The sequence below is a fragment of the Arthrobacter sp. KUASC02 genome (assembly GCF_059739395.1).
In genome coordinates this window covers 4,742,345-4,762,505 of sequence record NZ_AP046053.1, presented here as the reverse complement: position 1 = coordinate 4,762,505, position 20,161 = coordinate 4,742,345, and the positions used below count along the sequence as shown (strand labels likewise).

At 66.1% G+C, this 20,161-nt stretch carries 23 protein-coding genes and 1 riboswitch; of the genes, 17 read left to right on the top strand and 6 right to left on the bottom strand.

From position 1 onward, the window contains the following. Positions 1–72 precede the first annotated feature (72 nt). From AC6JAC_RS21945 to AC6JAC_RS21915, 7 genes are all read left to right on the top strand, one after another. Positions 73–1,071 (top strand): Lrp/AsnC family transcriptional regulator, encoded by a 999-nt coding sequence (locus tag AC6JAC_RS21945; protein ID WP_028272277.1) that lies wholly within the window; start codon positions 73–75, stop codon positions 1,069–1,071. 83 nt (positions 1,072–1,154) lie between these two features. Then, a riboswitch (glycine riboswitch) is annotated at positions 1,155–1,252 on the top strand. A gap of 254 nt (positions 1,253–1,506) precedes the next feature. Beyond that, complete coding sequence (locus tag AC6JAC_RS21940; protein ID WP_497966648.1) at positions 1,507–2,949, top strand: L-serine ammonia-lyase; 1,443 nt, start codon at positions 1,507–1,509, stop codon at positions 2,947–2,949. A 26-nt stretch (positions 2,950–2,975) separates the two neighbouring features. After that, complete coding sequence (gene lipA / locus AC6JAC_RS21935) at positions 2,976–3,983, top strand: lipoyl synthase (RefSeq protein WP_497966646.1); 1,008 nt, start codon at positions 2,976–2,978, stop codon at positions 3,981–3,983. Between the two features lie 40 nt (positions 3,984–4,023). Continuing rightward, complete coding sequence (locus AC6JAC_RS21930) at positions 4,024–4,860, top strand: methylenetetrahydrofolate reductase (RefSeq protein ID WP_497966644.1); 837 nt, start codon at positions 4,024–4,026, stop codon at positions 4,858–4,860. After that, a complete protein-coding gene (gene cycA / locus AC6JAC_RS21925) occupies positions 4,850–6,322 on the top strand; it encodes a D-serine/D-alanine/glycine transporter (RefSeq protein WP_497966642.1) in 1,473 nt (490 codons plus the stop codon). The genes AC6JAC_RS21930 and cycA overlap by 11 nt, the downstream gene beginning before the upstream one ends. Then, on the top strand, positions 6,319–7,170 hold the full coding sequence (purU, locus tag AC6JAC_RS21920; protein WP_497966640.1) for a formyltetrahydrofolate deformylase: 852 nt from the start codon (positions 6,319–6,321) through the stop codon (positions 7,168–7,170). Before cycA ends, purU begins: the two co-directional genes overlap by 4 nt. Before the next feature lie 397 nt (positions 7,171–7,567). After that, entirely contained in the window at positions 7,568–7,843 is a 276-nt protein-coding gene (locus tag AC6JAC_RS21915; RefSeq protein WP_347893887.1) for a hypothetical protein, read from the top strand. Positions 7,844–7,857: 14 nt separating this feature from the next. Here the strand turns inward: AC6JAC_RS21915 and AC6JAC_RS21910 are convergent, their stop codons facing one another. Beyond that, positions 7,858–8,553, bottom strand: coding sequence for a GAF domain-containing protein (locus tag AC6JAC_RS21910; protein WP_051628782.1), 696 nt, complete (start codon positions 8,551–8,553; stop codon positions 7,858–7,860). Between the two features lie 211 nt (positions 8,554–8,764). On the opposite strand from AC6JAC_RS21910, the gene AC6JAC_RS21905 reads away from it, so the two are divergent. The 6 genes from AC6JAC_RS21905 to AC6JAC_RS21880 all read left to right on the top strand — a co-directional run bounded on the left by AC6JAC_RS21905 (position 8,765) and on the right by AC6JAC_RS21880 (position 14,746). Then, positions 8,765–9,067: a DUF4193 domain-containing protein gene (locus AC6JAC_RS21905; protein WP_028270230.1), complete on the top strand. Its 303-nt coding sequence runs from the start codon at positions 8,765–8,767 to the stop codon at positions 9,065–9,067. 52 nt (positions 9,068–9,119) lie between these two features. Further along, positions 9,120–9,869: a lytic transglycosylase domain-containing protein gene (locus tag AC6JAC_RS21900; protein ID WP_454697244.1), complete on the top strand. Its 750-nt coding sequence runs from the start codon at positions 9,120–9,122 to the stop codon at positions 9,867–9,869. 13 nt (positions 9,870–9,882) lie between these two features. Beyond that, positions 9,883–10,590, top strand: a complete 708-nt coding sequence (locus AC6JAC_RS21895) for a hypothetical protein (protein WP_497966637.1) — start codon at positions 9,883–9,885, stop codon at positions 10,588–10,590. Between the two features lie 64 nt (positions 10,591–10,654). Then, positions 10,655–11,473 (top strand): pyruvate, water dikinase regulatory protein, encoded by an 819-nt coding sequence (locus tag AC6JAC_RS21890; RefSeq protein WP_028270233.1) that lies wholly within the window; start codon positions 10,655–10,657, stop codon positions 11,471–11,473. 151 nt (positions 11,474–11,624) lie between these two features. After that, positions 11,625–14,042 (top strand): phosphoenolpyruvate synthase, encoded by a 2,418-nt coding sequence (gene ppsA, locus AC6JAC_RS21885; protein ID WP_028270234.1) that lies wholly within the window; start codon positions 11,625–11,627, stop codon positions 14,040–14,042. A 116-nt stretch (positions 14,043–14,158) separates the two neighbouring features. Further along, the gene (locus AC6JAC_RS21880) at positions 14,159–14,746 is read left to right on the top strand and encodes a histidine phosphatase family protein (protein WP_028270235.1); all 588 of its coding nucleotides are present in this window, start codon (positions 14,159–14,161) and stop codon (positions 14,744–14,746) included. Positions 14,747–14,759: 13 nt separating this feature from the next. Here the strand turns inward: AC6JAC_RS21880 and AC6JAC_RS21875 are convergent, their stop codons facing one another. Continuing rightward, complete coding sequence (locus tag AC6JAC_RS21875) at positions 14,760–15,446, bottom strand: hypothetical protein (RefSeq protein WP_028270236.1); 687 nt, start codon at positions 15,444–15,446, stop codon at positions 14,760–14,762. 86 nt (positions 15,447–15,532) lie between these two features. Beyond that, positions 15,533–15,985: a DapH/DapD/GlmU-related protein gene (locus AC6JAC_RS21870; protein ID WP_028270237.1), complete on the bottom strand. Its 453-nt coding sequence runs from the start codon at positions 15,983–15,985 to the stop codon at positions 15,533–15,535. A gap of 225 nt (positions 15,986–16,210) precedes the next feature. On the opposite strand from AC6JAC_RS21870, the gene AC6JAC_RS21865 reads away from it, so the two are divergent. Both AC6JAC_RS21865 and AC6JAC_RS21860 read left to right on the top strand, forming a co-directional pair. Continuing rightward, positions 16,211–17,047: an SGNH/GDSL hydrolase family protein gene (locus AC6JAC_RS21865; protein WP_051628791.1), complete on the top strand. Its 837-nt coding sequence runs from the start codon at positions 16,211–16,213 to the stop codon at positions 17,045–17,047. 69 nt (positions 17,048–17,116) lie between these two features. Beyond that, positions 17,117–17,293: a hypothetical protein gene (locus tag AC6JAC_RS21860; protein WP_156037081.1), complete on the top strand. Its 177-nt coding sequence runs from the start codon at positions 17,117–17,119 to the stop codon at positions 17,291–17,293. 106 nt (positions 17,294–17,399) lie between these two features. On the opposite strand, the gene AC6JAC_RS21855 is transcribed toward AC6JAC_RS21860, so the two are convergent. Both AC6JAC_RS21855 and AC6JAC_RS21850 read right to left on the bottom strand, forming a co-directional pair. Further along, positions 17,400–17,762 carry a DUF202 domain-containing protein gene (locus AC6JAC_RS21855; protein ID WP_043438015.1) on the bottom strand — a complete coding sequence of 121 codons (363 nt, stop codon included), beginning with the start codon at positions 17,760–17,762 and terminating at the stop codon, positions 17,400–17,402. Positions 17,763–17,764: 2 nt separating this feature from the next. Further along, complete coding sequence (locus tag AC6JAC_RS21850) at positions 17,765–18,166, bottom strand: YidH family protein (RefSeq protein ID WP_028270239.1); 402 nt, start codon at positions 18,164–18,166, stop codon at positions 17,765–17,767. A gap of 156 nt (positions 18,167–18,322) precedes the next feature. Here AC6JAC_RS21850 and AC6JAC_RS21845 point away from each other — a divergent pair, with 156 nt between their 5' ends. Continuing rightward, the gene (locus AC6JAC_RS21845) at positions 18,323–18,928 is read left to right on the top strand and encodes a hypothetical protein (RefSeq protein WP_497966633.1); all 606 of its coding nucleotides are present in this window, start codon (positions 18,323–18,325) and stop codon (positions 18,926–18,928) included. On the opposite strand, the gene AC6JAC_RS21840 is transcribed toward AC6JAC_RS21845, so the two are convergent. Further along, on the bottom strand, positions 18,925–19,263 hold the full coding sequence (locus AC6JAC_RS21840) for a YegP family protein (protein ID WP_497966631.1): 339 nt from the start codon (positions 19,261–19,263) through the stop codon (positions 18,925–18,927). The two genes, AC6JAC_RS21845 and AC6JAC_RS21840, sit on opposite strands and share 4 nt — an antisense overlap. Positions 19,264–19,515: 252 nt before the next feature. On the opposite strand from AC6JAC_RS21840, the gene AC6JAC_RS21835 reads away from it, so the two are divergent. After that, a complete protein-coding gene (locus AC6JAC_RS21835; protein ID WP_028270242.1) occupies positions 19,516–20,070 on the top strand; it encodes a cysteine hydrolase family protein in 555 nt (184 codons plus the stop codon). Positions 20,071–20,161 lie beyond the last annotated feature (91 nt).

Here is a 20,161-nt window from a genome sequence, read left to right as displayed (position 1 = left end):
GCCCCGGTTCCGTTCCGCGGAAGCAGCCGTCCGGCGTCGTACTTTCCCAGCCGCAATGAGAGGAGCCGGGACGTGGAGCAGCTTGACGCCCTGGACCGGCAGATCGTGGCCGCGCTGGTTCGGAACGGGCGCGCTCCCTGGCGCCTGATCGCCGATGTCCTGGGGCAGCAGGAACGCACCGTGGCACGCCGCGGCAACAAGCTGCTCGAATCCGGTCTGGTGCGCACCAACTCCTTCATCAACCCGTCGTCGGTCAGTTCGCGGTCGGCCTTCCTGCTGCGCGTGACGGCGGCCCCACGCAACCTGCGCGGTGTCTGCACATGGCTTGCGGAGCAGGAAGAGTCATCCTGGGTCACCGCACTGTCCGGCACGAACGAGGCCGTGGCGGAGCTCTTTCTTTCCCCGGATGAACTGGGCGGGCTTCTCTACCGGCGCCTGTCCGGGGTGGACGGTGTGCAGTCCTTTGCCATGACACCCCTGCTGGAGTATTTCCGCACCCCCAGCGGCTGGACCCCGGAGGTACTGGACAAGAAACAGTACGCCGCGCTCCACCGCGACGAGGACGGCCGGCTGGCCGGAATCCGCACCGGCCAGCCCGGTGAGGCGCTTGATGAAACGAACAGGGCCCTGGCCGGGCTCCTCCAACGCAACGGGCGGGCCACCGTGGATGAGCTGGCCTCCGAATTGTCGGTCTCCAAAGCAACCGTCAGCCGCCGCCTTGAAGCCATGACCAACTCCGGTGCCCTGTTCATCAGGGCAGTGGTGGATCCGGCAATACTCGGATTCCCCGTGGAGTCCCTGATCACCCTGACCCGTTCCGGCAACGCGGCGGAGGCGCCGGCGAAATACCTGGCCGGCCTTCCGGTGACCCGCTGGGCCGCCGCCTCAGGTGAAGACGTGCTGGCCCAGGTGGCCCTGCCAAGCCTGGACGAACTGCGGCTGCTGCTCGACGATCTCCGGCAGCTGGAGACGGTGACGTCCGTCCGGTCCTCGGTCTATGCCGAGATCTTCAAACGCAGCACCGTGATGTACCGGGACGGGATTCCGGAGCGGCCGGCGCGGGAAGTGTGACCCGTGTGAAGTGACTCTGTTGCGTGCCGTCCCGGCGACGGAGTAAAGTGTGAGCCGTGTCACCGACAAGTGACACATGCTTTTGATCTGCGGCGGGAGAGTCCTGCCGGTACGTTCAGCAGGCGCCGTAGGAGCAAATCCTCCCCAGGAATCTCTCAGGCCCACGTACCGCCGCGGCGAGGCAACTCTGGAAAGTAGTCCGGTCTCCGGGCTCACCGACGGTGCAAGCGGCACGCTGTAACAGCAGGGTCCGCGGAAACTCTCAGGTCAGATACAGAGCGGGGAGGAACCCGAATCATCGTGGCACCCTGTGCCACCTGAATTATGGAGTTCCTCGTGCTGATACACCCGTCCCCATCCACGTTTCCAGGCCGCCGTGCTGGCGCGCGCCGCCGTGCTCCCCTTCCCCGCGTGAGCAACTAAGGAACCCCGGCCATGGCTGTTGGTGTGTTTGATCTTTTTTCCATCGGGATTGGGCCGTCGAGTTCGCATACGGTGGGTCCGATGCGTGCTGCGGCGGTGTTCGCCGAGGAGCTTCGGTCCTCCGGTGACCTGGCGAAGGTGGCGGGGTTGCGGGTGGATTTGTATGGCTCGCTCGCCGCGACCGGGCATGGTCATGGGACGATGACGGCGATCCTGCTGGGGTTGGAGGGTTTCCATCCGGAGAAGATCCTGCCGGCGGAGGTGGAGGAGCGGCTGGCGGCGATCGCGGAGTCCGGGAAGCTGCGGCTGGCCGGTGCTGTTGATGGTGCCGGGGTGGCCCTGGAGTACGGGGTGAAGGATATGGTGTTGCGGCCGTTGACGGTCCTGCCGCGGCATACGAACGGGATGACGTTTACGGTCACGGATGCTGCCGGTGAAGTGCTGCATGCGGCGACGTTCTTCTCGGTGGGCGGCGGGTTCATTGTCCGTGAGGGCGAGGAGGACGCGGCGCAGCAGGAGCTGGAGGAGTCGAAGAAGGAGCTGCCGTTGCCGTTCCGTACGGCGGCGGAGTTGCTGGGCCGGTGCCAGTCCAAGGGTTTGTCCATCGGGGAGATCATGTTCGTGAACGAGCGGGCGTCCCGGTCCGAGGAGGAGATCCGGGCGGGGCTGCTGCACATTTACTCCGTGATGGAGGAGTGCGTTGCGGTGTCCCTGAAGCGTGAAGGCCTGCTGCCCGGCGGGCTGAAGGTCCGGCGCCGGGCTCCGGACTGGCACGAACGCCTCCTGAAGGAGACCCGGGACCAGGATGCGGGCCGGCAGGATCCGGAGTACCGGGATCCGAAGTACTGGCAGGAATGGGTGAACCTGATCGCGCTGGCGGTCAATGAGGAGAACGCCTCGGGCGGGCGGGTGGTCACGGCCCCGACGAACGGGGCGGCCGGGATCATTCCGGGGGTGTTGTATTACGCGCTGCACTTCGCGCCGGGGATGGATCAGGCCACGCAGGCGGACCGGGATGATGTGGTGGTGAAGTTCCTGCTGGCCGCCGGTGCGGTCGGGGTGTTGTACAAGGAGCAGGCCTCGATTTCCGGGGCGGAGGTGGGCTGCCAGGGCGAGGTGGGTTCGGCGTCCTCGATGGCCGCTGCCGGTCTGGCGGAGGTCATGGGCGGCACACCCCAGCAGGTGGAGAACGCGGCGGAGATCGCGATGGAGCACAATCTGGGGCTGACGTGTGATCCGATCGGCGGTCTGGTGCAGATCCCGTGTATTGAGCGGAACGCGATCGCGGCCGCGAAGGCGATCAACGCCGCGAAGATGGCGCTCTGGGGTGACGGGACGCACCGGGTGTCCCTGGACGAGGTGATCGTGACCATGCGCGAGACCGGCAAGGACATGTCCTCCAAATACAAGGAAACCGCGATGGGCGGCCTCGCCGTCAACGTCGTCGAATGCTGACTCCGAATGCTGAAGGAAAGAGAATAATGACACTGGCACCAGAAGGCCGGAAGATGCTGCGTATTGAGCAGCGTAATGCGGCCACCCCGGTGGAGCGTAAGCCGGAGTGGATCAAGGCCAAGGTCCAGATGGGCCCGGAGTTCGTCCAGCTCAAGAACCTGGTGAAGAAGGAAGGCCTGCACACGGTGTGTGAGGAGGCCGGCTGCCCGAACATCTTCGAGTGCTGGGAAGACAAGGAAGCCACGTTCCTGATCGGCGGCTCCGAATGCACCCGGCGCTGTGATTTCTGCCAGATCGATACCGGCAAGCCCTCCCCGGTGGACATGTTCGAACCCACCAAGGTGGCCTGCTCGGTCCAGGCCATGCAGCTCCGGTACGCCACCGTGACCGGGGTGGCCCGCGACGACCTCGCCGACGAGGGCGTCTGGCTCTACGCTGAAACGGTCCGGAAGATCCACAAACTGAACCCGGGCACCGGCGTCGAACTTCTGATCCCGGACTTCTCGGGCAAACCCGAGCACATCGCGGCGATCTGCGACTCCAAGCCCGAGGTCTTCGCGCACAACGTCGAGACCGTGCCGCGGATCTTCAAGCGCATCCGCCCCGCGTTCCGCTACGACCGGTCCCTGGATGTCATCACCCAGGGCCGGAACCTGGGCATGGTCACCAAGTCCAACCTGATCCTGGGCATGGGCGAGACCCGCGAGGAAATCTCCGAGGCCCTGCGGGACCTGCACGAGGCCGGCTGCGACCTGATCACCATCACCCAGTACCTGCGCCCGTCCGAACGCCACCTGCCGGTGGACCGCTGGGTCAAGCCGCAGGAATTCGTGGACCTCGCCACGGAGGCCGAGGAGATCGGCTTCCTCGGCGTCATGTCCGGCCCGCTGGTCCGCTCCTCCTACCGTGCCGGCCGGCTCTGGGCCACCGCGATGCGCAAGAAGGGCTGGGACATCCCGGCCGAACTCGCGCACATCGAAAGCTCCGGCAGCACCCGCCAGGAAGCCAGCTCCCTCATCGCGGCACACCACTAGGACCACCGTGATATTCAGACGTGACATTGAGAGAGGACCGATGATGTTCCCCACCCGGATCGAGATCATCCCGTCAGAGGGAATCGCTGATCGGGTCAGCGCGCACGTGCCGTTGACCACAACGCTCACCGTGACGTGCCTGCCCCACCACGGGATCGAACGGACCATGCGCACCGCTGTGCAGCTGAGCCTGCTCGGCTACTCCGTGGTCCCGCATCTCGCGGCGCGGAGCCTGCATGACCGGTCCCAGCTCACCGGAATCCTCCGCGACTGCAACGTTGCCGGCATCAGCGAAGTGTTCGTGATCGGCGGCGACCGGAAGCAGCCGGCCGGCCCGTACGGTTCCGCGCTCCCGCTGCTCGAAGACATCGCGCAGTACACGGGCGGCATGATGCGGGCAGGAATCGCCGGCTACCCGGAGGGTCATCCCTCGGTTGGGCCGGTGGACCTGCTGGACGCCCTGCTGGCCAAGCAGCACGTGGCCTCGCACGTGGTGACGCAGATGTGCTTCTCCGCACCGAAAGTCCTTGACTACGTGGCGCTCCTGCGCCGCGAAGGAGTGCAGCTGCCCGTCTGGGCCGGCGTGGCCGGAAACGTTCCGCGGACCAAGCTGGTCTCCCTGGCGACGCAGATCGGCGTGGGAAGTTCCCTGAAGTTCCTGAGCCGAAAAGGCCCGCTGGCGCGCAAGCTCCTCAGCGGTGACCGCTACTCGCCGCAGAACCTCGTGGACGGGCTGGGAAGCCAGCCCGGGAAGATCGCCGGCATCCACCTCTACAGCTTCAACAACCTCGATGCGGTCCCCAACGAAGCGGGCCCCGCGTCTTCCCCAACGGCACTCCAGCCAGCATTGATTCGAGGAGCAGCACGTGACAACTAAGACCCTGACCTCCCACCAGGAACCGCATCTTGAAAGGCAGCTCAGCAACCGGCACATCCAGCTGATCGCCATTGGCGGAGCCATCGGCACCGGCCTCTTCATGGGGTCCGGCAAAACCATCTCGGCGGCCGGCCCGTCCGTCATCTTCGTCTACATGATCATCGGCTTCATGCTGTTCTTCGTCATGCGGGCCATGGGCGAACTGCTGCTGTCCAACCTGAACTACAAATCCTTCAGCGACTTCGCCGCTGACCTGCTGGGCCCCTGGGCCGGGTTCTTCACCGGCTGGACCTACTGGTTCTGCTGGGTGATCACCGGAATCGCGGACGTGATCGCCATTGCCGGCTACTCGAAGGAACTCTGGCCGGGGCTCCCCCTGTGGATCCAGGGCCTGGCCACTGTGGCCATCCTGCTGCTCCTGAACCTCACCACGGTGAAGGCCTTCGGCGAGACCGAGTTCTGGTTCGCGTTGATCAAGATCATCGCCATCGCGGCACTGATTATTGTGGGCCTGTTCATGATCTTCAGCGGATTCCAGTCCGACGCCGGCCCTGCCACCTTCACGAACCTGTGGAGCCACGGCGGTTTCTTCCCGAACGAGTTCATGGGTTTTGTGGCCGGCTTCCAGATCGCCGTCTTCGCCTTTGTGGGCATTGAACTGGTGGGCACCACGGCCGCGGAGGCCAAGGACCCGGAGAAGAACCTGCCCAAGGCCATCAACTCCATTCCCATCCGCGTGCTGCTCTTCTACGTTGGCGCTCTCATCATCCTGATGTCCGTCACCCCGTGGACCCAGTTCCAGGCCGGACACAGCCCGTTCATCGCCATGTTCTCCCTGGCCGGTCTTGGTGCCGCGGCCACCGTGGTGAACCTGGTGGTGCTCAGCTCGGCGATGTCTTCGGCCAACTCCGGCATATATTCCACCTCACGCATGGTTTACGGCCTGGCTCAGGAAGGTGACGCGCCGTCCGTGTTCGGCCGCCTGTCCCGCCGCAAGGTCCCGCAGAATGCGCTGTTCCTCTCCTGCGTCCTGCTGCTCTCCGGCGTCATCCTGATGTATGCCGGCTCGGACATCGGCAAGGCGTTCGACATGGTGACCACCGTGTCCGCCGTCTGCTTCGTTTTTGTCTGGTCCATCATCCTGGCCAGCTACCTGGCCTTCCGGCGGCGCCGCCCGCAGCTGCATGAGGCGTCCAAGTACCGGATGCCCGGCGGCATTCCCATGGTCTGGGTGGTCTTCGCTTTCTTCGCGTTCGTGCTGTGGGCACTGACCACCCAGCCGGACACGCTGCTGGCGCTCCTGGTGACGCCGGTGTGGTTCATCCTGCTCGGTGCCGCCTGGTTCGTGCTGCGCCGCCGGCCCGCGCACCTGGCCCGCTATGCGACGTTCCAGGCTGAACTCAGCCAGGACATGGAGCCCGACGCGGCCGTTGCGCGGGAACTCGGGGACGTCAGGAAATGAGCGAGCATGTACTGACTTTGGACTGTGCCGAGTCTCCGGGCATTGTCCATGCGATTTCGGGATTCCTGCTTGACCACGGCTGCGACATCATCGACAACAAGCAGTACGGGGACCGCGTCCAGGGGCACTTCTTCATGCGGGTGCACTTCGACTCGGGCCAGGATTCCACCAGCACCGAGGATCTCCGCCAGGACTTCGCATCCCTGGCGGAGAAGTGGCAGATGAACTGGCAACTGGAGCCGCACGGCCGCAAACGCCGCGTCCTGGTGATGGTGTCCAAAATGGGCCACTGCCTCAATGACCTGCTGTTCCGTGCCCGCACCGGCGACCTTCCCGTGGAGATCGTCGCGGTGGTCTCCAACCACCGCGAGCAGGAGGACCTGGTCCGGTGGCACGGCATCCCGTTCTTCCACCTGCCGGTCACGAAGGACACCAAACCGGAAGCAGAAGCCCGGCTTCTGGAACTGGTCGACGAGTTCGATGTGGAACTCGTGGTCCTGGCCCGCTACATGCAGGTCCTGAGCGACGAACTCTCGGCCAAGCTGGCCGGCCGGACCATCAATATCCACCACTCGTTCCTGCCCAGCTTCAAGGGTGCGAAGCCGTACCACCAGGCCTACGACCGCGGGGTCAAGACCGTGGGCGCCACAGCCCACTACGTCAACGCGGAACTCGACGAGGGACCGATCATTTCGCAGCAGGTCATCGACGTGGACCACACCTACACCGCCGACGACCTGGTGGCCGTTGGCCGGGACGCCGAATGCGCCGCGCTCCGCAATGCGGTGCGCTGGCACTGCGAGGGCAGAATAATGCTGCTGGGCAACCGCACCGTGATTCTGCGGTAGCGCCGTTTCCTGGGAAGCACGACGCCGGTGGTCACCTGACAAGGTGACCACCGGCGTCGAACTCTACAGATGGTGGCCTAACAACCTCCGGACGAGTTACCCCGCCCCTGTGACGGGGCAACCCATCATCCGGAAGGCGACGTCCGCCGATGGCACCCATGAACATCGGCAGGACCGCCTGCCACGGCCGCAGTCACTCCGCTGTGCCCGACCGGCCTGTGGCTGCAATCAACCTACCCGCAGGGCAGCAGGGCCCACGAGGGGCTTTAGGCCTATTCCGGGCGGAACTTCGGGCCGTGACATCGGACTCCTTGGCGGCGGCAGGGGAATAGCAGGGGCCCGGGGAGGCTTGTAATAACCGGGCGCCGACCACCGGTTGCCTCTTGAGAGGACCTCCTTGCCTACTACTTTCATCCCGTTTACTGTTCGCGCCACTGTCCGCGAGGACCACCAGCGTTCCTTCCGCACGGACATCGAGCGCCTCACGTCCAGCCACCGCGGCTGGGCGCCGCTGGACATGGTCAAGTCCACCAACACGCAGGCGCTTTTGCGCGGTGCAGTTCCCAACAGCGTCCACACCGCCACCGATGCGAGCCTGGCCCTCTACCTCCAGGACCGTCTCGCGGCGGCCAGCGACATCCACCTGGATCTCACCGTCTGCATCGAGCGGTAAGAGACACCGGCCTGTCAGGCGGCGCTGGTGGTGCCGGCGTCGGGAGCCGTCGGCGACATGAACGCCAGGTCACGTGCCACCGCCCGCAGGTACTGCAGGGCCGACTCCTCGGTGAGGCCGTACTCGCGGATCAAGGACTCCACAGCCAGTTCGGTCAGGGGTGAAGGCGGCGGCGAGACGGCGGTCCGTGCCTTCCGCGCCAGCTCCAACAGCAAATGGCACACCTTGGACATGCGCCGTGCGCATGCGACCGCCCGGATGACGTCGTCGCTGGTGAAGGCGTGCGGCGCGGGTGCGTATAGCGTCAGGGCGGCACTGGTCTCCCACTCATCGATCATCGGCACGGATAGCACGGATCCGAGGCCTTCACCGGCAATTGCTGCGCAGTATCCGGGCCAGCGGCGGTCTGCCGCGGCGTCGGGTATGTGGATGAATTCGCGGCTCACCACCGCGGCCCGGGCAGGACCGTCTGCGAACGAGCCTTGAAGTCCGTCGACCTGCCGCCCCTTGAGTGAGGCGGCCGTCCAATTCCGGACTCCGCCCGGGCCGACTCGGGTGATGGCCCAAAGGAAACCCCGTGCTGGGCCACCGACCTCCTCGATGAGGTCTTCGGCCGCATCGCTGAGGAACGCTTGTGCATCGGGAGTGTCCAGAACTGCGGACGGGAAGGCAGCCGGTGGTTCCGGTCCGCTGTTCGTAGCTTCGGCCATGGTGCACGCTCAAATTAAGACGTTGCGGCTTCCTGCAAAACCCTGTAGGAAAAGCATAGGACCGTACCGCGAAATCCGCCCCGCTTTGGTGACAATCCGGTTCACCGGAAGTGCCTGTAGCCGGGTGGACTGACGGAGACCGGGTGACTTAACGGGGAGATGGTGTAAGTTTCTTCCGGCCAGCAAATACACCTGAAATGAGAACCCCCAAGTGGCAACTGATTACGACGAAGTACGTTCCGACGTCAAGGAATCGCAGGACAGCTCCCTCGAGGCCCTGCAGTCGGCGAACGCACCCGATGCCCGCAGCGTTGTCCGCGACCTGGACGAAGCAGATGCACTGGACGATTCCATTGTTCCCGGTGGCGAATTTGTGGCCGAGGAGCTGGTGGTTCAGGTGGTACCGCAGGCGCGGGACGAGTTCACCTGCTATTCCTGCTTCCTGGTGCGGCACCGTTCACAGATCGCCCGCGAAAAGGACGGCCACGCGTACTGTATTGAGTGTGAAGGCTGACTCGATACGGGCGTACGGTGCTTGTCGAGGCATTGGCCTGCCCGGCTAGTCCATGCTTCGCCTGAAACGCCTTGCGGTCTTCTGCCTTTTCGCGATCTGCGTCATCACCGGACTCCTTTTCTGGGTGCTCCGCGGACCCGGCGCGGCAGGGTTCGGGGACCTGGCGGCTCCGCCTCAATCGGGCGCGAAGCTCGCGACCCTCTCCGGCGCCCGTGCGGTGGACATCACCGACAGCACGATGGATGCAAAGTGGCTTGACCGGACAGCGGCGCAGACCGGCATCCCTGCCCGGGCGCTTCAGGCCTACGCAGTGGCAGCCGAGCTGGCCAATGCCGCCGCACCGGCGTGCCGGATCGGGTGGAATACCGTAGCGGCCGTGGGCTTTGTTGAGTCGGCGCACGGCAGCCACGGCGGCGGAACTTTATCGAGCACCGGCCAGGTGAGCGGACCAATCATCGGGCCCAGCCTCGACGGCGGCAGCTTCGCCGCCATCCCGGACACGGACGACGGCGTCCTCGACGGCGACGCTCTTTGGGACCGCGCCGTCGGGCCCATGCAGTTTATCCCCTCCACGTGGGAGCTGGCGGGGCGGGACGGGAACGGCGACGGATACGCCGACCCGCTAAACATCGACGACGCCGCCCTCAGCGCCGCCTCGTACCTGTGCGGAGGCGGCCGCGACCTCACCACGGCGCGGGGATGGACCGACGCCGTGCTCTCCTACAACCAGTCCGATTCCTACGTGCTCCAGGTGCGCGAGCAGGCAAAGGCCTACGCGGTTGAGGCCAGGGCTGCCGGGTAGGACGGGAGGGACCATGCACGTCACGCGAGCTGCCGATGGGGATCAGGCACGTCGCAAGGCCGGCTCCGAGGCGACAGCCCTCACGGTGACCACAATGTCGCTCCTGGCCGCTTTTGCCGGGATGGAGCATGGCATCGGTGAGGTTCTGCAGGGGCCCATCGCTCCTCCCGCCCCGGTCTTCAGGTCCTGGGGTGACACTCCCGCGTTCAGCCCCCTCAACGGCGAGCCTGCACTGACCCTGATACCCAACTTGCTGGTCTCAGGGATCCTCGCCGTCACAGTTTCCCTCTGCCTGGCACTTTGGTCGGTGCTCTATGTCCACAGACCGCATGGAGCCCGCGGACTGGCCGTCCTGGCGGTGGTGTTGCTGCTCGTCGGCGGAGGTTTCGGACCGCCTGTGCTGGCAATTCTGGCAGCCCTGCTGGCAACCCGCATCGGTTTCCGGGCCCGAAGGAGGCCGAACCGCATGATGGCCGCCCTCGCTGCACTCTGGCCATGGCCGCTTGTGGTCCTCACAGCGTTCTTCCTGGCCCTGGTTCCCGGGACCGCCCTGCTTTATCTGGTCTGGCGGGTCGACAGCCTTGCGCTCGTTGCCGTGCTGATTGTCGGGGCTTTTTCCTCCGTCCCCCTTGCCTGGGCCAGCGCCCGCGGGCGCGACCTGCTCATGCGTTCCCCCGGAAGGGACGGCTTCATGGGATCGGCCGAACCCTTCGACGGCTAGGTCCGTTGGACCGCGCCGCCCCTCCGATTCCGGACGGGGACCGGCCCTGGGGCACAATACGTTCATGACCAATGACGATCTGCGGCCTGTCTACTTTCTTTCGGACAGCACCGGCATCACCGCGGAAACGCTCGGCAACACCTTGTTGACGCAGTTTCCCGCGAATCATTTCGACCGCATCACGGTCCCCTTCATCACCACCGTCGAACAGGCCAGGACCGTCGTCGGCACCATCGACAAACTGGCCGCCAGCGGTTTGCGGCCGATCGTCTTTTCCACGGCGGTCAGCAGCGACATCCGCCAGACCCTTGCCACGTGCAAGGGGATCATCGTGGACCTGATCGGGACGCATGTCGGTCAGCTGGAGCAGGCCCTCGGCTCGCCGGCCAGCGGCGAGCCCGGCAGGGCCCACGGCCTGGGCAATGCGGAGCGGTACCAATCCAGGATGGCCGCCGTTGAGTACGCCATGGAACACGACGACGGCCAAAGCCTGCGTGCGCTGGAAAAGGCACAGGTCATCCTGGTGGCGCCGTCCCGCTGCGGAAAAACTCCCACCACCATGTACCTGGCGCTGCAGCACGGAATCTTCGCCGCGAACTTCCCGCTGGTGGACGAGGATTTCGAACGCGAAGGGCTGCCCAAGCCGCTGCGGCCTTTCGTTGAGAAATGTTTCGGCCTCTCCTCCAACCCCCTGCGACTGAGCCAGATCCGCACCGAACGGCGCCGCGGTTCGCCCTACGCCTCGCTCCGCCAGTGCGGCTTCGAGCTGCGCAGCGCGGAGCAGCTGTACGTCTCCCACCGGATTCCGTACCTCAATTCAGCAACGGTGTCCGTGGAGGAAATGGCTGCGACCATACTGCAGCGCATGAACCTCAAGCATTAGGGAAAAATTTCACAATCAAAGTGTGGCGCACATCATGTGGAAAGAGCGCCCGAGACCTGTCACTGTGGACAAGATTCGCGCCCACCAAACGGCTATCGCCGCGAGCGGGGCGGCACATCTGCATGCCATCATCTGCAAAGGAGCAGCAACTATGACGACAGACATCCTGTGGTTCTCAGAACTCGGACTCAAGGACCTGGACCGGGTGGGCGGAAAGAACGCGTCCCTCGGTGAGATGGTGCAGAACCTGACCTCGGCCGGTGTCAAGGTCCCCGACGGTTTCGCCACGACAGCGGACGCGTACCGGACCTTCCTCGCAGATTCCGGCCTGGACCAGAAGATCGCCGACCGGCTCATCGGCCTGGACACCGACGATGTGACGGCCCTCGCCGCTGCCGGCCAGGAGATCCGCACCCTCATTCGTGAGACGCCGTTCCTGCCGGACTTCGAAGCCCAGATCCGGGACTCCTACCAGCAGTTGGTGGAAAAGCACGGCGGCTCCGAGGATCTCTCCTGGGCTGTCCGTTCCAGCGCAACGGCCGAAGACCTCCCGGACGCCTCCTTCGCCGGGCAGCAGGAAACCTTCCTGAACGTCCGCGGCATCGAGAACATCCTGCTCGCCATCAAGGACGTGTTCGCCTCCCTCTACAACGACCGCGCCATCGCCTACCGCGTGCACCACAAGTTCGAACACGCCGAGGTGGCGCTTTCGGCCGGTATCCAGCGCATGGTCCGCTCCGACGTCGGGGCCTCCGGCGTCATGTTCACCATGGACACCGAATCAGGATTCAACGACGCCGTGTTCGTCACGTCCTCCTACGGCCTCGGCGAGGCCGTGGTCCAGGGCGCCGTCAACCCGGACGAGTTCTACGTCTACAAGCCCGCCCTGCAGGCCGGCCGCCCGGCGATCCTCAAGCGCGGGCTGGGCGAGAAGGCACTCCAGATGACCTACACGAGCAACCGCGAAGTGGGCCACACCATCGATTTCGTTCCGGTTGAGGCTTCGCTGCGGAACCGCTTCAGCATCACGGACGACGACGTCGAGCAGCTCGCCCGGCACGCCGTCGCCATCGAGAACCACTACGGCCGCCCCATGGACATCGAATGGGGCAAGGACGGGATCGACGGCGGCCTGTACATCCTGCAGGCCCGCCCGGAGACCGTGCAGTCCCGCCGCGCCTCCGGCAGCCTGAGCCGCTTCCGCCTCAACGGGACCGGCCGGGTGCTGGTCGAAGGCCGCGCCATCGGCCAGCGCATCGGCGCCGGCACCGTCCGCATTCTCAGCTCAATCGACCAGATGGCCGCCTTCAAGACCGGCGATGTCCTCGTCGCCGACATGACCGACCCCGACTGGGAACCGATCATGAAGCGTGCCTCCGCCATCGTGACCAACCGCGGCGGACGCACCTGCCACGCGGCCATCATTGCCCGGGAACTGGGGATTCCCGCCGTCGTCGGTACCGGCGGCGCCACGGACGTCCTCTCCGACGGCCTCGAGGTGACCGTTTCCTGCGCCGACGGCGAGACCGGCGTGATCTACGAAGGGCTCCTGGACTTCAGCGTCGAGGAAACCGAGATCACCCAGCTGCCCGAGGCCCCGGTCAAGGTCATGATGAATGTCGGCACCCCGGAGCAGGCGTTCACCTTCGCGCAGCTCCCCAACCACGGCGTGGGTCTGGCCCGGCTCGAATTCATCATCAACCGCCAGATCGGCATCCACCCCAAGGCACTGCTGAACCTGGACAAGCAACCGGCGGATGTGGCCGCGGTCATCCGGGAGCGGATCGCCGCGTACGACAGCCCGCGCGAGTACTACATCAAGCGGCTGGCCGAGGGCGTGGCAACCATCGCGGCGGCCTTCGCGCCGGAACCGGTGATTGTGCGCATGTCCGACTTCAAGTCCAACGAGTACGCCAACCTCATCGGCGGACCGGCCTACGAGCCGCACGAAGAAAACCCGATGCTCGGCTTCCGCGGCGCCTCGCGGTACCTGGAGCCGTCCTTCCGGGACTGCTTCGACCTCGAGTGCGAGGCCCTGTCCTTCGTCCGCAACGAAATGGGCCTGACCAACGTCAAGCTCATGATCCCGTTCGTGCGGACCCTGGACGAGGCCCGCGGCGTCATCGAGCTGCTTGGCGAGAACGGCCTGGTGCGCGGCGAGAACGGCCTCGAAGTCATCATGATGTGCGAAATTCCGTCCAACGCGCTGCTGGCTGACGAATTCCTGGACCACTTCGACGGGTTCTCCATCGGCTCCAACGACATGACCCAGCTGTCCCTCGGCCTGGACCGGGATTCCGCGATCGTCTCGGGCGGCTTCGATGAACGCGATCCTGCCGTCAAGAAGCTCCTCAGCATGGCCATCAAGGCGTGCAAGGCGCGCGGCAAGTACGTCGGCATCTGCGGCCAGGGGCCCAGCGACCACGCGGACTTCGCCGAATGGCTGGTCGGGGAAGGCATCGATTCCGTCTCCCTGAACCCCGACACCGTGGTGGACACCTGGCTCCGGCTCGCCGGTGAGGCACGCGGCGAAGAAGCCGTCGCGGCAGTCGGCGCTGACGCGAACTGACTCTCCGTGTGAAACGAGTGCCCGCCCGGGAAACCCCGGGCGGGCACTCTCGTTAACGCGGCAGACGCCGGCTTCTGTAGCCACAATTTCCGGTCCGCACCCGGCACCAAGGCAGAATGGAAGGCATGACCCTTACGACGTTCGCCCTTGTCCGCCATGGCCAGACCGACTGGAATGCGCAGCGCCGGCTGCAGGGATCCACCGACATTCCGCTGAACGACGTCGGCCGCGGCCAGGCACGCGACGCCGTCGCCGTCCTGTCCGGCCAGGAATGGGACGCAATTGTGTCCTCGCCGCTCGGCCGTGCCGCGGAAACAGCGAACCTCATTGCCGACGGTCTGGGCCTCAGCGTGGCGCGGCACATTCCGGAGCTCACCGAGCGTAGCTTCGGGCCCGCGGAGGGCCTGCAGGCCGGTCCCGAGCTTGACGCCCTGCGCATTCCCGGTGGTTTCCGCGGCGCGGAAAGCGAGGACGAGGCAGCCTCCCGCGGGTTGGCCGCGCTGGAGACCCTGGCTGAGGAGTTCCGCGGCCGCCGCGTCCTGGTGGTCGCCCACGGCACCCTCATCCGCGTAAGCCTCAGCCGCGCCATCGGCCGCACCCTGGACAGCGTCGAGAACGCTGTGCTCAACCTCGCCCACCACCATGCCGTTGACGGCTGGCAGCTCGAATACTTCAACGGCGAACGCGTGGCGGCTTCCGTTTAGCGCGGAGCCGTCCCTACGGCTGGTAGTGCTCCTCCGCCGGTGCGAATCCGGCCCGGTCCACCTTCCGGTGGTAGTGGACTCCGGCCAGGCCGCCCAGGACGGCGCCCAGGAGCGCTAGCGCGGCGACTGCGATAGCTGCAACAACGCTGCTCGTACTGAGCAGGCCCTCATGGACGGGTACGCCCAGGAGATCCCTGACCACGGTCAGGGGATCAGATTGGCCGCCGCCGACGGCAACCAAGGCAAGTCCCGCGGCGGCAATGACGGCCCACAGCCACACCATGAGCCCCTGGCCGACGCCGTTGAAGCGGGCCATCCGTCCTGCGACGTAGCCGCCTGAAACAAAAGCGAGGAACGGGACGAGGAAGAGCAGGATCAGGCCGGCCATCCCGCTGAACGGAGAGGACGCCTTTGTTGAATCCGAGACCGGGTCCGTGCCGGGCAGAAGCCCCGCCCTACCCGCCGCCAAGGCCAAAGCGCCCAGCAGGATAATCATTGCGGCCGCAGTCAGGCAGCCGAAGAAGGCCGAACCGATTTTGATGCCGCCGAAGCGCTCCTCCTGCCGGGCAACCACCGTTTCCCTGATCCGGGCAACCGGGTCGGCCGGAACCACACGGTCGGCCGGGACCGCGCTCTCGGCCGGGACCACGACGTCGGGCTCTTCGTAGGAGCCGCCATCGGCGTTCCATGGGCTGCCCATCACGCGTCCCCGCTTTCACTGCTCAAAACGGTGGGTATGCCCTAAGTTAAACGCACCCCGGCGCAGTCCACGAGAGGCTTAGGACCTCAGGCGGCCTTGCGGGCCTTCCGCCCGTCGCTCGGCGCGGACCGCCGTGAAGCACTCACGGACGCCCTGGTCCGGGTCCCTACGCGGCTGCCCTGCGCGACCGTGCTGTCGCCATGCAGGCGCACTCCGTGGCCAATGACGGCGCCCGCTCCAATCCGGGAGTGGCTGCCAACACGGACCCGGTTGCCGATCACGGCGCCCGGCCCCACGTACACGGCGTCACCGATCACCACCCGCTGGCCGATCCGGGCCCGCCGGTCAATCCAGCTGCCGCCGCCAATCCGGCAGCCCTGTCCCACCTCGGCGCCGGCCTCCACGTAGGCCGTGGAACTGATGAAGGACGACTCGTCCACCTCGGCGCCGCGCCCGATCAGGCCGCCGCCGTTCGGGTGCCGGTGATAGCTGATGACCTTGCCGGCGTCGTCTTCGACTGTTTCGATTTTCCTGCTCATGACCTTCCTGTCAGTCCGGCGCAACCAATGGTGCCGGACACTCGTTATTAACGCCGGCAACCCGGTGTGCATTCCATTCACAAATGTGGCATTCCGGGCAGTTTCTGGAACATGTGGGGCGCTTCCATGGTTAATCACAGAAAGGGCGCAGGGCTTCCCACAAGGAGGTGCGTGGTGACCACGAATGACAAGGATCTGTCAGGACGCCGGCCTCACGGCGTTGTCATCGGCAGGGGGGATAAGGCTGCCGGCGTCAGCGAGCACCCGTGGCGCCGATACGTGGCGTTGGGGGATTCATTTACCGAAGGCGCGGGGGACCCGGACCCGCGGCGCCCCGGCGGAGTGCGGGGCTGGGCCGACCGTGTGGCCGAGGAACTGAGTAACGGCCACCCGGACTTTGCCTACGCGAACCTAGCCGTGCGGGGCCAGCTCTTGGACCAGATCCTGGCACGGCAGGCCGGGCCCGCGCTGGCGCTGCAACCGGACCTGATCACGCTTTCCGCCGGCGGCAACGACATGGTCTTCCACGGCAGCGATCCGGACAAGTTGGCGGAACGGCTCGACTCCGGCGTGGAGCTGCTCAGCACTTCCGGTGCCACACTGGTGGTGTTCACCGGCCCCGACTGGGGGTCCACCCCTGTGCTGGGCCGCAACCGGACAAAGGTTGCCGTCTTCAACGAAAACATCCGCGCGATCGCCGCAAAGCATGATGCCGTGGTCGCTGATCTGTGGGGCTTGCGCGAGCTCAGGAACCCGTTGATGTGGGACCGGGACAGGCTGCACCTGTCACCGCTGGGCCACCATGCCGTTGCGATGAGGGTGCTGGATGCGCTCGGTGTGCAGCACCTCCTGCAGCCGCTGGAATCCCGCGAACTGCCGCGCGGCAACTGGCGGCAGGCCCGCGTCGAAGACCTCCAATGGGCCCGCAGCTATCTGCTGCCCTGGGCGTGGCACCAGGTCCGCCGGCCGGCCAAGGTCACTGAGCCCATCGCAAAGCAGCCTGTTGCCGCCCCGGTAACCACTCCGGGCCGGCCCGCGGTTGCCGTCAGGAGCAACGCCTGAGAGGCGCAGCCCCGGGGCGCCATGGAGTGTCTGCCGCACACTGTCGGTGGCCTGCCATAAACTCAGCCAGTGGCAGATTCGAGCACCGATAGCAGTGCAAACCCGGTGGTGATCCCAGTGCTGGAGGGACAGACCTGCATTGCCGAGCTGCTCCCGGAGTTCAAGGACCTTGCCCGTCTTGCCCTGTCGGAGTGGGGGCCGCAGGACGCCGACGCATCAGCAGACGGCCAGCAGACGCTCTTCTGATCGCTGGCGCTCTCATCGCCAGGCCCTCGTCGCCGAACCGTGCCCCAATGACTTCCGTCGTGGCTGCCTTCCGTCCCGCAATGCCTTCCGCCGTGGCTGCAGCGGGTCATGGCTGCAGCGGCAGGAACAGGACGGTGTAGATTCCCAGCAGGGCGAGGACGACGACGCTCGCGGCAACCGCCGCCGTCGAACCTAAATCGGGTGGCATGGTTTCCCGGTTGATGCCCCGGACGGCACGGTGGAACCGGCGTTTTTGGGTGAGGTTGATGGCCAGCGCCGCGGCGATGGCGCCGCAGACGAGCGTTCCGACGAACCAGCCGTGGTGGGGCAGCCAGCGCAGGAAGAGCGCTGCGGCCACCACCATTGCCATGGTGGTTCGGCCCCACGCCAGATCCGTGCGTTCGGGCTGGAGGCCGGAATCGCCGTGCCGGGCCGGATCTCCCGGGTCGGGATCATTCGGGGCAGCCACGCTCAGGCCGGCCGGGCGATCACGAACACCACCATGATGGCAGCCACCAAGGCTCCGCCGATGGCCAGCACGGGAGCGATCAGGGGAAGCGGCAACGGCGAATTGGACCGCATGGCGCGTTCCACGTTCAGCCAGCGGAAGAACGAGCCGCCGCCGATGACCAATGCCAGCACCAGCAGCAGGACCGCGATGGTCTTGCGCAACTCGGGACCCAGGAGGCTGGCCATAAAGGCCTCGACGGCCACGCCGCCGGCGAGCAGCGCCAGGGACGTCCTGATCCACGCCAGGAAGGTGCGCTCGTTCGCCAGGGTAAACCGGGGATCGGGTTCGGTGCCGCCACCGAGGAGCCGCGATGCGAGCCGGCCCCTCGCATCCTTCGCTCCGGTATTCGAATCGTCTGGCACCGTCTCATCCCTCCGCGCATGGCAGGTCGCAGATGCTCCCTTCTCTTGCCTACCATGTTTCCGGCGGCGGTGTCCCGACGACGCCCGGGCGGTGCCGGACACGTGCCGGGCGGGGGTGCACCCGTTTTGGCGGACAGTTGGGTAGCGTTGTACGCCGTGAGCACCGAACAGAGGGTTGTGGGCATTGCGTCGCTGTGGTCCGCCGTCGTCCTCAGCATGGTGGCGTTGGCTGCACCGGTGGCAGCGGAGCCGTGCCCGGCAGGCCAGGTTCCGGTGACCCGCGGCGGCGTCTGCGTCCCGTTGAGCCCGTTGCTTCCCGGACCGGCAACGCCGACGACGGCGGCTCCAACGGCGCCTGCCCCCTCGCCCACGGTAACGTCGGACCCTCCGCCGGGCGGCGCCCTTCCAGGGCAGCCCGGCCCTAGCACCCAGGCGTCGGCAGCCCAGCTTCCTGCACCGGGAACCGAAGCGCCCGGAAACCTGGCGCCCGGAACCACCACCGACGACGCGGAAGCGGCGGTCGATGCGACCGTCACGCCGTCGTCGGAATCGTCCGGTGCGCCGGCCACTGCGGGTCCCGCACCATCGGCTCAGGCAACGTCCGCCGTTCCGGCGGGTGCACCTGCACGTCCGCAGACGCCGTCCCGGTCAACCCTGGCAACGGCCGGTTACCTGCTGACGATCGGCGGAATCCTGCTGCTGGCCTGGGCTGCAGCAGGAATCGCGCTGCACCGCCCCGCGCCCCGGGCGCGCCGGGCTTAGGCCGCCCCGGTCAGCTGCGGCGTGGCACGGCGAACCGCGGCGTGCTTGCGGAAGCCGTCAACCGGCACCCGCCGGGTGTCGCAGGCCGAAGCTGCGGGGACCGGCAGTGCGGCACCCTGCACCACGGCAGCCGGTGCCGGAACCGAGCTGGCGGACGGACAGAGGTCGCTGATCAGTCCCATTCCCGCGCACTCGCGGACCGTCTCGATGGCCGCGACAGCCGCGGCCTTGTCGGGGTAAACACCGGAAACCGCCAGTTCGGTTCCGTCCGGCGTTGTCAGCCGGAACCGGTACTGCGCCTGTGCATCAAGGAAAACTTCGAACTTGCCGGCCATAACTAATCCTTCCGGTCTGCGGAGCCCGTCCGCTGGCGGCTTCGCCGTGAAACGGGCCGAACGCATCTCTGCGAACATGTTCCGCTGGTCTGGTCGAACGATCAGAATTGATCGGTTCATCAAGTGCTTCAAGTCTGTCGCGGCTCCTTGTAGGCTCACAAGACCGATCAAGTTAAGCCCACGTAAAATGCATGCAACGGATTGCCCTCCCAGGGTCCTTCCACTGCCTCAGCGCACACCAAGGAGCTCGTTATGACCACATTGTCAGATCGACCCAACACCGCCTTGATGGTGATCGACGTCCAGAACAGCGTGGTGTCGGATGTGCACCAGCGCGACGAGGTGGTGGCCAACATCGGCACGCTCGTGGACAAGGCGCGCAGTGAAGGAGTGCCGATCGTCTGGGTCCAGCACTCGGACGAGCAGCTGGAAAAGGGCAGCGAAGCCTGGGAGTATGTCCCGGAACTGAAGCGCCAGGACCCTGAGGCGCTGGTGCACAAGTCGTTTGCGGACTCGTTCGAGGACACCAACTTGGAAGAGGTGCTGGCCGACGCCGGAGTGGGCCGACTCGTGGTGACCGGCGCGCAGACGGACGAATGCATCCGGTCCACCATCCACGGCGCCTTTGTCCGCGGCTACGACGTGACGCTCGTCGGCGATGCACACACCACGGAAGACCAGAGCGAATGGGGCGCGCCGCCGCCGGACAAGGTCATCGCGCACACCAACCTGTACTGGAAGTACCACACGGCGCCCGGCCGGACAGCTGCCGTGGAGGACACGAAGGATGTGACCTTCAAGGACTGAGCCGGTCCCTCTCGACCCCGCATGCGGGCCACCCGTCCAATTGGCAGAATAGGAACCGGTAACAGGCCTCACGAAGAGGCTGCGGGATTGA